9 protein-coding genes, 1 tRNA gene and 1 pseudogene are annotated in these 14540 nt (G+C 46.0%); 7 read left to right on the forward strand and 4 right to left on the reverse strand.

Features of this window, described 5'->3' with window-relative positions; all coding sequences use genetic code 11:
• The first annotated feature begins 203 nt into the window (after positions 1-203).
• From HMPREF0671_RS07200 to HMPREF0671_RS07225, 6 genes and pseudogenes are all read left to right on the forward strand, one after another.
• A complete protein-coding gene (locus tag HMPREF0671_RS07200) occupies positions 204-581 on the forward strand; it encodes a hypothetical protein (protein WP_036898762.1) in 378 nt (125 codons plus the stop codon).
• Between the two features lie 13 nt (positions 582-594).
• Positions 595-3717: an efflux RND transporter permease subunit gene (locus HMPREF0671_RS07205; protein ID WP_036898765.1), complete on the forward strand. Its 3123-nt coding sequence runs from the start codon at positions 595-597 to the stop codon at positions 3715-3717.
• Positions 3718-3719: 2 nt separating this feature from the next.
• Positions 3720-4943: a TolC family protein gene (locus HMPREF0671_RS07210; RefSeq protein ID WP_036898768.1), complete on the forward strand. Its 1224-nt coding sequence runs from the start codon at positions 3720-3722 to the stop codon at positions 4941-4943.
• Positions 4940-5839: an efflux RND transporter periplasmic adaptor subunit gene (locus HMPREF0671_RS07215; protein ID WP_036898771.1), complete on the forward strand. Its 900-nt coding sequence runs from the start codon at positions 4940-4942 to the stop codon at positions 5837-5839. The genes HMPREF0671_RS07210 and HMPREF0671_RS07215 overlap by 4 nt, the downstream gene beginning before the upstream one ends.
• Positions 5836-6582 carry a phosphatase PAP2 family protein gene (locus HMPREF0671_RS07220; protein ID WP_036898774.1) on the forward strand — a complete coding sequence of 249 codons (747 nt, stop codon included), beginning with the start codon at positions 5836-5838 and terminating at the stop codon, positions 6580-6582. The genes HMPREF0671_RS07215 and HMPREF0671_RS07220 overlap by 4 nt, the downstream gene beginning before the upstream one ends.
• Before the next feature lie 217 nt (positions 6583-6799).
• A pseudogene (locus tag HMPREF0671_RS07225) lies at positions 6800-7051 on the forward strand (heavy metal translocating P-type ATPase); the annotation flags it as partial.
• 21 nt (positions 7052-7072) lie between these two features.
• Here the strand turns inward: HMPREF0671_RS07225 and HMPREF0671_RS07230 are convergent.
• The 4 genes from HMPREF0671_RS07230 to HMPREF0671_RS07245 form a co-directional block, all read right to left on the reverse strand.
• Positions 7073-7780, reverse strand: a complete 708-nt coding sequence (locus HMPREF0671_RS07230) for a leucine-rich repeat domain-containing protein (protein WP_198025892.1) — start codon at positions 7778-7780, stop codon at positions 7073-7075.
• Between the two features lie 328 nt (positions 7781-8108).
• Positions 8109-11468 carry a DEAD/DEAH box helicase family protein gene (locus HMPREF0671_RS07235; protein ID WP_036898783.1) on the reverse strand — a complete coding sequence of 1120 codons (3360 nt, stop codon included), beginning with the start codon at positions 11466-11468 and terminating at the stop codon, positions 8109-8111.
• Positions 11468-13450 carry an Eco57I restriction-modification methylase domain-containing protein gene (locus tag HMPREF0671_RS07240; protein WP_036898786.1) on the reverse strand — a complete coding sequence of 661 codons (1983 nt, stop codon included), beginning with the start codon at positions 13448-13450 and terminating at the stop codon, positions 11468-11470. The genes HMPREF0671_RS07235 and HMPREF0671_RS07240 overlap by 1 nt, the downstream gene beginning before the upstream one ends.
• 259 nt (positions 13451-13709) lie before the next feature.
• A tRNA-Ile gene (locus tag HMPREF0671_RS07245) sits at positions 13710-13783 on the reverse strand.
• A 214-nt stretch (positions 13784-13997) separates the two neighbouring features.
• Here HMPREF0671_RS07245 and HMPREF0671_RS07250 point away from each other — a divergent pair.
• Positions 13998-14534, forward strand: coding sequence for a TIGR00730 family Rossman fold protein (locus HMPREF0671_RS07250; RefSeq protein ID WP_036898789.1), 537 nt, complete (start codon positions 13998-14000; stop codon positions 14532-14534).
• Positions 14535-14540: the final 6 nt, after the last annotated feature.

The raw sequence follows: 14540 nt of genomic DNA on the forward strand, positions 1-14540 counted from the left end.
GCAGTAACACAAAACTACAAAATGACCCTAAAAAACTAGCGTTTCAAAGGATCATTCTTATTTTGGCAAGGTGGGTCTCATTATTTTAACCTTACTGGGTCTAAAATACTTGCCAGCGTGGGGCAAATTAGTGTGGCTTTTCCATTCATAATGTATCTTTGCAACCGAGTTGCAAAAGTCATTTCGTATCTTTGCAGCCGAATATGAAATTGATAGCATACATCCTGAGCATTTACGTCTTTTTGTTGGTAGTGATTCCTTGCCAATGCAAGGAAGTTGTGTATGCACAAATTCAACATACAGAATCTGTGGCAGAATTCCATTCTGTCAACAATTACGAGGGTGGCATGCAGAAGTTTAATGCTGGTATGTGCTCACCTTTCTGTACAGATGCCATAGTGCATGCTTTCAGCTTATACGTAACTAACGATTCTTTCCAACTATCCAAATTTGCGGCTATTGTAACAAATCCGCAAATAGTTCATTATGAGGCTGTTCTTCTGCAGGCGTATACTGCGGGCGTATGGCGTCCACCTATAGCTTTGATGTTTTATCCTTGTTCTTTTTTGATAAAACATTAATAGTTAATCCATCATGTTTGAAAAAATCATCAATTTTTCCATACGGAACAAATTGGTGATTGGTATCATGACATTGCTTCTTATAGTATGGGGAGCCGTGTCACTGAGCCAATTGCCATTTGATTCCACACCTGATATTACCAACAATCAGGTACAAGTCATCACTCAAGCTCCCACGCTTGGCGCAGAGGAGGTTGAGCAGTACGTAACCACGCCACTTGAAATGGCTTTTGCCAACATTCCCGACATTGTGGAGCGTAGAAGTATCAGTCGCAGCGGATTGAGCGTTGTGACGCTCGTATTTCGCGACAATGTGGACATTTACTGGGCGCGTCAGCAGGTGAGCCAACAGCTGAAGGAGGCAGAGGAGGAGATTCCACGCGGAGCAGGCAAGGTGAGCTTGGCTCCTATCTCCACTGGACTCGGCGAGATTTACCAATACACCATTCATCCAGAGAAAGGATATGAGAACAAATTCTCTCTATCAGACATCCGCACCATACAAGACTGGATTGTACGAAAGCAGTTTGCAGGTACCGAAGGTGTGGCCGAGGTGAACGGATGGGGCGGCTATGTAAAGCAATACGAACTAGCCATTAATCCCGACCGTCTTGCATCATTCGGTCTCACGGTGGTCGATCTTTATAAAGCCATAGAAGGTAATAATGAGAATACGGGTGGCAGTTATATAGAACAAGGCGACAATCAGTATTTTATCCGTGGTATCGGACTGGCGCGCACGTTGGATGATATTCGGCAAATTCCCGTAAAGACTGTCAATGGTGTTCCTGTGCTTGTGAGTGATGTAGCAGAAGTGCGATATGGTTCGGCCATGCGTTATGGAGCTGTAACACGCAATGGTGAAGGCGAAGTGGTGAGTGGTATCACACTGATGCTCAAGGGAGAGAACTTCCAACAAGTCATCAAAAACGTAAAGGAACGCATGAACCAAGTGCAGAAGAGCTTGCCCAAAGGCTTGGTCATTGAACCGTTCATAGACCGCACGCAGTTGGTAGACCGCGTGACGTTCACTATCACCGAGAACTTGGTACTGGGTTTACTCATCGTGATGTTTGTACTCATGCTATTTTTGGGCAATATCCGAGCAGGATTAGTGGTAGCATCGGTCATTCCGCTTGCCATGCTCTTTGCTTTCGGTATGATGAAGGCTTTCGGTGTGGGAGGTAACTTGATGAGTCTTGGTGCGCTCGACTTTGGAATTATTGTCGATGGTGCAGTCATCATCGTGGAGTGTATCACCACCTATATAGTCTCTCATGGCAAGAGGTTCAATAAAAGTGTACTTTCGCAGGACGATATGGATCATGTGGTAAGTATGGGTGCCAACAAGATACGTAAGAGTGCTGCATTTGGCGAAATTATCATCATGACAGTCTACGTGCCCCTCTTCACATTGGTAGGCATCGAAGGAAAAATGTTCAGACCGATGGCAATGACAGTGTTCTTTGCCGTTCTCGGAGCGTTTATTCTCTCGCTCACGTATGTTCCTGCTGCCAGTGCATTGTTTCTATCACGAAAAACGGAGCATGGAAAGAATTTCTCTGACCGTATGATGCATCGTATCAGTGAGGTTTATTTGCCATTACTACGCGTCAGTCTTAAGCGCAGCAAAGTCATCGTGGCAACAGGTATTGCCCTACTCGCCGTAGCCTTATTTATCTTCTCGCGCATGGGCGGCGAGTTTATTCCCAATTTAGAAGAAGGCGACCTCTGCGCCGAAGTAAGCATGAAGCAGGGCACGAGTCTGTCGAGGATGATAGCCAAAACCACAGAGGCAGAGAAAATACTGAAGAAGCGTTTCCCCGAGGTGAAACAGGTGGTGACGCGCATCGGTAGTTCGGAAATTCCCACCGACCCCATGCCTATGGAACGTGGCGACATGATGATACAACTCAAGCCCAAGAGTGAATGGACGAGTGCTAAAACGCAGGCAGAACTTTCTGAAAAGATGGAAGAGGCAATGAGTGAGGTAGAGGGATTGCGTGTGGAAATGTCGCAACCCATACAGATGCGTACCAACGAACTCATTACGGGTGTAAAGCAAGATGTTGCCATCAACATCTATGGCAACAACATCGACTCGCTGGCAAACATTGCCAAGCGTGTGGCAGAGAAAATAGAAAATGTGGAGGGTGTCGGGACGCCTATCGTGGAGCGTGTGTCGGGACTGCCACAGTTGCAAGTCATCTACGATCGTAGTCGCCTATCGGCTTACGGAATATCCATCAAGGAAGCGAATAGCACGCTGGAATCAGCTTTCGCTGGAACAACGGCAGGCAGTATTTTCGAGGAAGACAAGAAGTTCGACATCGTGTTGCGCTTGGACGAGAAGATGCGCAATAAGATTGAAACCTTACAGAACCTACTGCTCACCGTGCCAAGCGGGGGAACCGTACCTTTGTCGCAAGTGGCAGAGATAAAATATGTAAGTACACCATCGCAGATTACCCACGACGAGGGGCAGCGACGCATCTACGTGGGCTTCAACGTGCGAGGCAGGGATGTGGAGACAACCATTGCCGATATAGAGAAAAAGTTGGACACTGAATTGCAGTTGCCAACAGGCTATCATTACACCTACGGCGGACAGTTTAAGAATCTCAAGGAGGCAAAGGCACGTCTTTTGGTTGCTGTGCCAGCTGCATTAATCATCATTCTCTTCCTCCTATTCTTCACACTGCGCAGCATGCGTGAGATATTGATTGTGTTCACCGAAATTCCGCTTGCAGCCATCGGTGGTATCCTCGCCCTATGGTTGCGCGGCATACCTTTCAGCATCTCTGCCGGTGTTGGCTTTATTGCCCTGTTCGGCGTTGTGGTGCTTAACGGTATTGTGCTCATCAACCAGTTCGACGAGTTCAAGCGTAAGGGTATCACCGACATCAACCGCTGTATCATCAACGGCTGTATGGAACGCCTGCGCCCCGTGCTGATGACAGCACTCGTGGCTTCGCTCGGCTTCCTGCCCATGGCCATCTCGACAGGCGACGGTGCTGAGGTGCAGCGACCTCTTGCCACGGTGGTCATCGGTGGTCTGCTCATTGCCACCATTCTCACGCTTATGGTGTTGCCCTCTATGTACAAAATCTTTTCAAAGACAACAAAGACAAAATAGACATGAAGAAACAATATATCATTTTCAGCCTATTCCTCTTTCTTCCCATCTTAGTATCGGCCCAAAGCCGACAGATGACGTTGCAAGAGGTGTTGGCAATGGCTGCCGAGCGTAGCCTAACATTGCAGCGCTCACGTATGGAGGTGGATAAGACCCGTATCCTTCAAGGTACTGCTTTTCATCTGGATGCCACATCCGTGTCGCTCTCTCAGGACCCCACCAGTGGCGGAAGTCCCGACAATGCCATCACGGTGAGTCAGTCGTTTGCTCTACCCAGTGTTTATTCTGCCAGACGCTCATTGCTCAAGTCCGAAACTAGCGCTGTCCAAAGTCGATTGGCGGTGAGCGAGAATGAGCTGCGACGAGAGGTGAGCTTGGCTTTCTACGACTTGCTCTACGCACAGGACATGTTACACATTTATGCCCGTCAAGACAGTATCTATAAAAATTTCAACCGTGTGGCAGAGGCTAAACTCGGAACTGGAGAGACTGGACGATTAGAGCAGATGAATGCAATCCGACTGAAACAGGAGAACGACATCAAAAGTGACATTGCGCAGCGCGACTTTCTCACTGCCCAATTACAGTTGATGAAGTGGCTCAACACCGATACGCTGGTGATACCTCTTGCCACAGCGACTAACGAACTCATATTTGCCGACCATTCCATTGCAGACGTTCCCCTCCTCGCCTTAGCGAAGAGTCAAGAAGAAGTTGCCAACCGACAACTGAAATTGGAGAAACGCAACGGACTGCCCACCTTCTCTGTGGGAGCCAGCGTGCAGACCGTCATCAAGGGATTCAATCCCTACAACATTGACCGCAGCGCGTATGGCGGTGGCAACTTCATGGGCTTCTCCGTGGGAGTGAACATCCCCTTAGCATTCGGTGCACAAAAGGCGCGGGTGAAGGCGGCTCGCAAGGAAGTGGAGATGGCACAACTCAACGTGCGCAATCAGGAGTACGTGCTCCGCAAAACCTACGATGCAGCCTATAACAACTATGTGTCGGCACACAAAGCCTACAACTATTATCAAAAAATAGGAGTGCCCCAAGCTCGCAAGATAGAACAAATCTCTAAGGCGAGTTATGAATATGGACAAATCGGTTATGTGGAGTTAATGCAAAACCTACAGAGTGCATTGGAGGTTTGGAAAGACTTTGCTGATGCTACTCGCCAATATAATAAAGCTATTGTTGAACTGAATTATCTTCAAGGAAAATGAGAAAAATAGGATTTTATCTACTGATACTGCTTGCCATGGTTATGGTGATCAGCTGTGGTAACGATAAGAAAAGTGACAAGGAAGAGAATGCTGCTTCCGAGAAAGTGGAAACAGAAGAAGGTGAAGAGGAGGCTGATGCTGATCCAGCACCCGACTTGAGTAAAACTGTTAATGTTGTGCGTGTGACAGGAACATTGGCACTCGATCCACAAAACAAAGCAGAGGTTTCTCCCATTGCAAGTGGGGTGGTGCGGCGCATCACAACTAGAGAAGGTATTAGAGTGCGCCGCGGTCAAGTGGTGGCTTATATAGAAAACACACAGATAGTCGAACTGCAACGCCAGTATCTCACGGCTGTAAATGAGCTTTCTGCAGCCAAAACAGAACTTGCCCGACAGCACACGCTGATGAAACAAGATGCAGGTGTGCTGAAAACTTTGCAACAGGCTGAGTCGACCTATGCTATTGCTAATGCGCAAGTGGTAGGTATTGGACGTCAGTTGAGTCAGCTCGGCGTGAATCCGTCGTCAATATCAGCAGGCAAGCTCACCACTCTCATTCCTGTCACATCGCCCATCAGTGGTATTGTTGGGAAGGTAAAAATCAGTATGGGCAGCTTCGTGGACATCTCCACTTCGCTCATGACGGTGGTCAACAACGTAAACCTGCATTGCGACCTGAAAGTGTTTGAGAAAGATTTGCCCAAGGTGCGCATCGGTCAGATGGTGAAGCTGACGCTCACCAATGCCCCCGAGGTGACCTTCCGCGCCAAGGTCTACGACATAAACTCCGTCTTCGACAACGATTCCAAGTCGGTCACGGTGCATGCCCGTATCATTGACCACCCCGCTACCAAGCTGTTGCCCGATATGTTTATCAATGGTGTGATAGAATGAAACAGGTTATTATGATGTTTCTTCTCATGGTCAGTGCTCTCTTGTCAGTAGAGGCGCAGACCATAAGCATAGATTCTTTGTCAGAAGTCAAGCAGAATCATACCCCCAAGCTGACGTCGCTCATAGCTCCAACGATATTGATAGGAACAGGAATCGTGGGGCTTCATAACCACTGGTTGCAGACTCAGGATTCAGATTTGCGAAATGAGATTCTGAAGAATTCACGCATCGGGACCATTTATGACGATGTGAGCCAATATGTGCCCATGGCCTCCGTGTATGGATTAAATGCCCTTGGCTTTAAGAGCACACACACCTTGGGGCAACAAGCAGTCTTGGGTGGTATGTCTGCACTCACAATGGGCATTCTGGTCAATTCCATGAAGTATGGCATCAAGAAGATGCGTCCCGACGGTTCTGCCCGAAACTCATTCCCCTCAGGCCATACGGCCATGGCCTTCATGGGAGCGGAGATGCTCTATCAGGAATATAAGGACACATCGCCATGGATTTGGATTGCAGGTTATACAATGGCTACAGGTACAGGCTTTCTGCGCATTTACAACAATCGGCATTGGCTCACTGATGTGATAACAGGGGCAGGCATCGGTATCTTCAGTGTAAAACTGTCGTATTGGCTCTATCCTAAGTTTTTTACAGAGAAACGCAATCGCAAAGGTGTATTCGTAGCTCCTTTATACGATGGGAAGAACATTGGTGCGACTGCGCAAATTATCTTTTAAATCAGATGTAGGGAATCTTTGCAACTGAGTTGCAAAGATATATCCTATCTTTGTAAAAAAGTAAAAGTTGTGAAATTATGGAAAAGGAAAATAGAAAAAACTTATAAGGATAATCTCTGCTAGTGTACTCTTAGTAGGATCGGTATTGGTAGAACGGACAATGAACCTGCTGATATGGCAACTATTGCTTGTCTATCTTGTGCCTTACTTGGTTGCGGGCTACGACGTGCTAACGGAAGCAGCCGACGTGGTGTTGATGGACGACAAGCCGTCGAAGATAGCCGTAGCTATCCGTCAGGCTCGACGCACACTGCGCATCGCAAGGGAGAACACTTGGTTTGCCGTTGGTATCAAAATAGCAGTGCTCATCCTCGCTTTCTTCGGAGTGGCTACCATGTGGATGGCAGTATTCGCTGATGTTGGTGTAACGGTGCTTGCTGTGCTGAATGCAGCTAGGACTCTGAAATAACAATCTGGCCACAAATGCCAACTAACTAAAGAGCCATAATGATAGCATGTAATTCATTATTAAATTAGCACAGTTCAGAGCATGATTACAGCAGTCTTCCTCATCAAAAACAATCATAACTCTATCTCCAATGATATTTCTTACATGCCCATAACAACTCATAGCACACTTTAATACGCCATAAATAAAAGAAGAATAAATATTTGCTAAGGCTTGAGTGCAAAGTTTATGATTCTTTTTTACGGAATCTCTGATATCAATAAACAAGGTACATGATTTAAGTTCCTTAGCTTTGCGATCTTTGCTCCTTATAAATGTTAAATCATTAAGACTTGGGACAACCTTTATTGGCTCAAATGTTGTTTTATGGCTGTTTATGTCATGAATTTCTTCCTGGATCTCTTTTAGAAGTTTTTCATTTTCAGCGTCTATACTTGATAGACTGTTGTTATCATCTGTCAGAATGTTTGCATGTAATTTTTTTATGAAGTCAGGAAGTCGCTTTATTGGATTACCTTTCAAATTAATAGTCTTTATTGACTGTAGTTTCGTAACACCACTATGCAACTCCTGTATATTATTATTCTCAAGATTCAGATACCTTAACTTCTTCAACATTCCAATATATGCTGGTATGTCTTGAATATTATTATTAGACAAGTCTAAACGGACGATATTCTTGTCATTGAATATTGAAGATGGGAACCAATTAAGGTTCTTACTTGACAAATCTAATTTTCTTGACTTTTCCTCTTTATTATCATCATTAATTGTTATATTTGCACTGCTGTAAGGGGCAGTAAGTTATACATGCCAATGTGGAGGTTGAAAAACGCAAACTCCAAGCTATAAGTTAAGAGTGTACCGATAGCAGAAGTACTGCGACAAATGGAAACGGAAGAACCGGGTACGGTTCGGGACAATTTTATCAATCATTGGAATCCCTGTTTAAGGTCATCTTCCGGGATGACCTTTTTCTTAAGATAGTCCCATCACTTTTCTATTTACGCTCTAACATTTTATAGCTTATCATAAAGAATTTCTGCCTTTCTATGTTTCAGCCCTTAAAGATGTTATCCAAGAACTCCTCCATTGTTCCGTTTTTCGCGGCAGGCAAGGAATCCGCCATACGCAGATGATGTTCCTCTGCGGCAATGTGGATGGTATCGTCAAAGCCGAGGATGTAGCGCAGGGCAATACGATAGATACACTCCGTGGGTGCCAGCCCATACACCTGATGGTTGAAGATATGGCGCAGACGTGTCTCTGAATCAGGAAAGGCTTTGCGTAGTCCTTCGCTATTATAAAGACGTTTCACTATCTCCGTGATGTACTGTCCCGACTTCATATAGAGGTCGGCAAAAGTCTTGCTGGGATCGTCAAAGCACCCTGGATTTTCCTGTTCCAGCAGATCCACCATTTGTTTCACCACCCATTTTGGCGTAAATATCTGATTGGTTTTCTGCGGGGGAATGTAATTGAAGATGTCTTCCTCTACCTCCGGGTCAAAATAGTTGGCCATCCGCTTACGCAATGTCATGAACTCACGCACAGAATCATTGAACACCACCTCGTCGAAGAAATGGCCTGGACTGTGTTCTGTTTTGCCTGTCTCTTCGTTGGTATAGTCTCCACCATCACGCAACAAATGGAACTGCTCCTTGGTGATACTGGTCACTTCCATGAACACCTCGTCGGGCACATGGCTGTCGAAGTTCTGCAAGGTCGTTTCCTCGTTGCCATAGCCCATCAGGAACGAGGGAATGGTGCGTGAGAAGCCGCGCAGATGATCGCGAATCAGCTCGTCCGTATTACCTTTCTTTTTGTCAATACGCTGTTGTTCATAAGTGTCGGCAATAATTTCAGAACCTTTATCCAACAAGTTTTTCGCCTTGTCTTGGATGGTCTTGGCCAAATTATCATCAATGGCTTTTTTATCAGCCTCTGCCTTATTTTTGATGTCTTTTTGTTGTTGGGTCGTCTTGCCTTGGCAATCCAATTCACACTGGCGATCTATCTTTTTCTTGTCGATGGATGCCTGATGGCAATGGGTGCCAATTTGCTCATTGACAGCTTTCTTGATGCGGACAGATGCCATACCTTGATTGCGTTTCGTCAGTTTGTCCTCCTGTGCTTCTTCCGCTCCCTTATCGGCAGCAGAGAGCAAAACGGATGTAAGGTGACTGCTCACGTTGTCGATCATTTGTTCCTCGACACTCTTGCCTAAGCGCTCTTTGACCTGACTGTATTTTTGTATGCTCTCTGCTATGAAGCCATCCAGATCCTCTTTAGACTCTTCATAGATTTTATCACCAAACAGATTCTCTTTCACTGCCGCAACTTTTGCAGGATTGGGTTGCACATTGCCCTCCTCGTCCATATCGTGCGAGAGCTCCTCCACCTCGTTGGCATCTACCTCGCTATTCTTAGGTGTCTTTACGGGGGTGAATTGATTGATGATGTTGATGATGCCCGAAGAACAATTGTAAATGCTGGAGATATTGGCAAAGAGGAAATTGCTCATAAAACCACTACGTACCACTTCCTTGGAGCGTATCTTCCTCGGAATAAGCATCACTTGTTCGGCATCGAGCGGTATCATTTCGCCGTCTTCGTCTTCGCCAATAACAGGAAAGAAATTAAGAAGCTCCCGTATATGTTGCTTGCGAGTGTCGCTGTCGCCACCTCCCGAAGCCGTATCTGCTGAAAGTCCATTCGCCATTTCCTCATAATTGGTCAGGGTTCTTGCCGGGTCGAAATCGAAGACATAAGCGTTCTCTTTACGATGATACACCCCATTGGCATCTACATACAAATAAGGAGTCTGCGCCCGGAAAGCAGCCTGCATGTATTGCGCAGGACTTTTCATATTGCTCAATATCAATACCGCTGTCCATTCAGGGATGGTTACGCCCGTTGTGAGCTGCCCCACCGAAAGGGTAATAGTTCCCTGTGGATGCTCAGCGATGGCTTTGCGCACACGGTTGAGCGAATTCTCGTCCTCTATCACTTCGTCGTTGTCGGTCTTTCCGTCTCCAGCTGCGACGACAATCTCGATATCGGCAAATTCCGGGTGACGCTGGGTGTCTCTCAGTTTCTCCGCTAACTTCTTAGCAGAGTCCACTCGGTTGAGCAACCAGAAAGTATGGCGCAGTTCTTGTCGCAATTCTGGTGTGGAGAAAGGATAACGCTGTTGACGGCTCAATGCGTCAATCCACTTGTCTACTGCTTCTTCGTGAACAAAGCGCCCACGTTCAACTCTGAAAAACTCGTTCAGGTCAAAAGCGTATGCCTCGGTGTCTCCGTCTATTTCCACACCCTCACGTACCTTTTCCGTCACAATATCGCTCATGCGATAGGTGTACATATTGAGCTGCGGCATCTCAGCATAGGGGTTGGTGCCCCAGCTTTCGTCCCAAGATGCCTTTGCCTTGCACTCGTCAGCGTATGTCCAGTTGAAAATGGCATCCTGTGGAAACTTCTCGTTGGCCAATGCCTTGAATGGTGTACCGCTGAGGTGAAGGGTATGCTTGCGCCTGATTTGGTCGAAAGCAACATCTGTTTTATAGGTATCTACCCCTTCATGGGCTTCATCGATGACCAGCAAGTCCCAGTTGAGTTGGGCTACTTCTCCCAGCTTATCGTGGTTTCCACCGAAATAGATAGAGCCTTTCAGGTCTTGCAGACTTACGAACTCTATACAGTTCCTCACCCTGTCTGGCTGCTTGATATATTCCAAATATTGCTGGCGCGTGAGACAAGGTGCATCCTTACGTTCAAGGAGGGCAGACACACGGCTGACGAAAAGATAGCGTTCGTGCCCCACGAACTTCAAGTAGTCAGAATACCACGAATCGGCAATGGCAGGACGGTTAGTAACAACAAGCACATTCTTAAACTCCATGCGCAGGCACAGATCATAGACTGCCAGTGTCTTACCAAACCGAGGCTTAGCATTCCAAAGGTATTCGGTCTTAGGGCGGTTGGTAAAGCTGTCCACCGTCTTACGCACCGCTTCCCCTTGACTGTCGTCTCGTAACTGATACCGCTGAGTAGCCTTGCCTTTTACCACGCCATGGTTGGCGCGGAAGTCATAAAAGTGATTGCGCGACTCATCAGTGCCTATCTTGAACCATTCCGTCTTGGGCTCCTGTTCATATCCCAGCTTGTTCAGATAGGAATGGAAGGCCTTGTCCAGAAAACTCTGGTTAGAGCCTTCATACACCGCATTGCCATACCATTCTAATACCCAAGCAATATTCGCCGTGTGGCATTGCTGCTTAATACGGACTTCCACATCTTTTAGTTCCGTATAGCCTATTTTTACCCAGCCATTATGGCGAGCTATTTCTGGCGTGGTGTAGGCATAAATCTGTGGCAGAGCCACGCGAGTGGTTTGTATATTCGGTGTTTTCATCAGTCCATCTCCTTTACGTGAGTTTCTATAAAGTTGCGTTCCTCCTCGTTCAGCCCATATTTCTTGTAAAGCTGAAGGTCTATCTCGTGAACACTCTTTGACCAATCTATGTCGGAAGAAGAGGTGAAATCTTGCAGAGGGACGTACTTCCAAGTTGATATAGGATTATGCTGTGTTACTTTTAATACTCCGAGCATTGTACGAGCAAACTTGCTTGTAACATACTTATATACAGCTCTGGCTTCGGCTTCTTTTTTAAATGCGCCAATTCCAAGAAAAGTTTGTGTGCAACCGATTAACGGCTTGCCGATTAACGGCGTAGATAATACTTCGCCCAATGCTCCAGAGCCATTTGACTCTGGTACAAATACTTTCCACGTATTTATCTGCCCATTGCTGTCATCTATGAAGTATTTATCTATGTACCTCCAGTTCCTTTTACCTCCAATTAGACCGAGAATGGCAATATCATCCTCATTTTTCTTGTTCTCGTGGAAAACAGATAATTTTTCAAAGATGTTTGTGCGAAGTAATTTATCCTTTCCACCTGCCTTGATTAAAGGTTTAAATTCCGGATACCTTTCGTAAAGATGGTCTAAGTCAAATTTGGTAGGTGCGTAAATGATTTCAGATAAAGACTTATCTAACTTCTCTTTTACTTTGTGAAAGATGCTATTAAGCTCAGGTATCGGTGTAAATACACCTATGGCGCCACAATTCTCTTTCTGGTTTCGATAGGTAACTGCAACACCGCCTTTTATGTCTGTATTCGGAAACACTTTGCTGCTATTCTGCTCATACATCGATACTTTTAGATGAGGGTCGCTAAGCATCTTCTTATTCCATTCTTTCGGTGTTTGTCCTGCATTGAAAAGGAAACGCGCAGGCGAAATGAGTAGTACTTTATCAGAGACTTGATAAGTGCCATCCATAAACTTGTCATAGATTGGTGGTTGCCGTCCATTATCTTCTTTTTCTTCTTGATACGGTGGATTCCCAATAACGAAATCGAATTTCATAGGCCATTTTGTTTTATGATGAGTTTTATAGTTTTTGGCAATAAAGTCAAGGTAAAGGCAGTCGAAGTGGTCGGGCATATCGCAGTTGGATGGCAGCCAGCGTCGCAGCAGGCAACGCAAACCATTATGAAGTAAAATGTCGTTCTTGTCGCAACCAAGACAGGGGGTTACGGTTGTGGTCTGCTCTCCGAAGAGGTTGCTCTCTGTATGGCGGTCGTCATGGCATGAACAGGGGATAACAGCTTTCAGCCCATCCATTTGCCAAACATTCCACGACACTATCTCTGCCGCCTTGAGCAGCGTTGAGCTATCCGCCCTTGTGCCAAATCGCTGCTCGTGATACTCATTGAAAGTGGTAAGCAAGGCTTCGCGCGCCAGCAGCAGGTTGTCGCCCTGCCACTCATAGCCATACACGCTACCCAGCGCAAAAAGAGCCCAATGCGTCCACTCGCCGTCTGGGCAGTTGTCGTTCACCTTGCGCAGCTTCCTGTCCAGCGCGCCAAACCGTTCTGCCATAGGGATAGGTTCGCCCGAGACAGTATCATAACGAGATGAGAGGAACGGAGCTTCTCCACAGGTTATCTCCAATACGGTGGCAAGCACATATCCCTGCCATGCATCTTTCTTCTTTTCCTCATAAAAGGCTGTCCATTCCTTGTCCATTACATCGGTCATCTTTCTCACCACCCACGCCGGTGTAAACACCTCTGCCATTTGGCGTGAGCGGCGCAGCTGTTCGTCGCGGCTCTTTAGGGCACGTGGCATGATGACATGGCCATGCTTTCCCGTTATGGCCTCCACGGTTATGCTGTCATGCCATTCATAGCCTTGGCCGTAGTCGGCATAGCAGTCCGTTGCCCAAAAAATATTCTTTCGGGTGGTATGGTCGATGAGGAGTACTTCAAGCAGTCCCGGTTCATCTTGCAGTAATTTATTTTCGTGTATATCTATAATCTCGGACATATATTAAACGAAAGTTCCTCGCAAATTTATAAAAAATATGAAATACATCGGGCGCATTTTTCAAAAAGATATTCTTTGTATATGTTTTCTTCGTATAGTTTGGCTTGCTTACTGGAAAGAATTCATCGTATTAAGATTTTGTAGTTCCATGTAATTTTATGAAATCGAGAATTGTTACAAGTGAAAAGTTTTTTTCCAAAAGGTCACCCATGGGCACCAAAAAAGGAGTTACATTGCTGTAACTCCTTGATTTTCTTTGTGGACCAGCCTGGGCTTGAACCAGGGACCTCCAGATTATGAGTCTGTTGCTCTAACCAACTGAGCTACAAGTCCGGCTTATTCTACTGCGGAATAAGTTTGCGGATGCAAAGATACAGTGTTTCTTGGAAACAACCAAATATTTTCTTTTAAAAGAACAAATAGAGGTTCGTGAGGGGCATCATAATCTAGAACATAAACAAGGCAAGAAGTTATTGACACGAATTGTCATTGGTTATTTCCCACGAAATTATTATATTTGCAGAATTCGTTTCAAAAGATTAATAATATGAGGATTACAGTATTTTGTTCAGCAAACAACAATATCGACCCAGATTTCTTCAAAGCAACGGAGGAACTAGGGGCATGGATGGCTGCAAATGGGCATACTTTGGTATATGGGGGAACCGACCAAGGGCTGATGGAATGTATTGCCAAGGCCGTTCATGAGCACGGTGGGCAGACCATTGGAGTCGTACCGACGAAGGTAGAAGAGCACGGACACACCTCCAAATACAACGATGTGGAAATTCCATGCGACAATCTAAACGACCGCAAACAGCTTATGCTGCTACATACCGACATCGCCATTGCCTTGCCGGGAGGCGTGGGTACACTCGACGAGATCTTCTCTATGGCTGCCTCCAAGTCTATAGGTTATCACGACAAACGCGTGATACTCTACAATATGAAAGGCTTTTGGGACAAAACCATCGAACTCTTAAATGATATGCAACACCGAGGATTCATCCGTGGTGACTATCATCGCCTGATTACACCGGTGAATTCGTTGGAGGAATTAAAAGCCATTCTATCCGAAGAGTAATCTTCC

Origin of the sequence: Prevotella sp. S7 MS 2 (genome assembly GCF_000762865.1) — a bacterium.
Classification (GTDB): domain Bacteria; phylum Bacteroidota; class Bacteroidia; order Bacteroidales; family Bacteroidaceae; genus Prevotella.

Coding starts and splice junctions, on each gene's coding strand:
- HMPREF0671_RS07215 (WP_036898771.1), top strand. CDS start 4,940: ATGAGAAAAATAGGATTTTATCTACTGATACTGCTTGCCATGGTTATG.
- HMPREF0671_RS07205 (WP_036898765.1), top strand. CDS start 595: ATGTTTGAAAAAATCATCAATTTTTCCATACGGAACAAATTGGTGATT.
- HMPREF0671_RS07240 (WP_036898786.1), bottom strand. CDS start 13,450: ATGTCCGAGATTATAGATATACACGAAAATAAATTACTGCAAGATGAA.
- HMPREF0671_RS07250 (WP_036898789.1), top strand. CDS start 13,998: ATGAGGATTACAGTATTTTGTTCAGCAAACAACAATATCGACCCAGAT.
- HMPREF0671_RS07210 (WP_036898768.1), top strand. CDS start 3,720: ATGAAGAAACAATATATCATTTTCAGCCTATTCCTCTTTCTTCCCATC.
- HMPREF0671_RS07200 (WP_036898762.1), top strand. CDS start 204: ATGAAATTGATAGCATACATCCTGAGCATTTACGTCTTTTTGTTGGTA.
- HMPREF0671_RS07220 (WP_036898774.1), top strand. CDS start 5,836: ATGAAACAGGTTATTATGATGTTTCTTCTCATGGTCAGTGCTCTCTTG.
- HMPREF0671_RS07235 (WP_036898783.1), bottom strand. CDS start 11,468: ATGAAAACACCGAATATACAAACCACTCGCGTGGCTCTGCCACAGATT.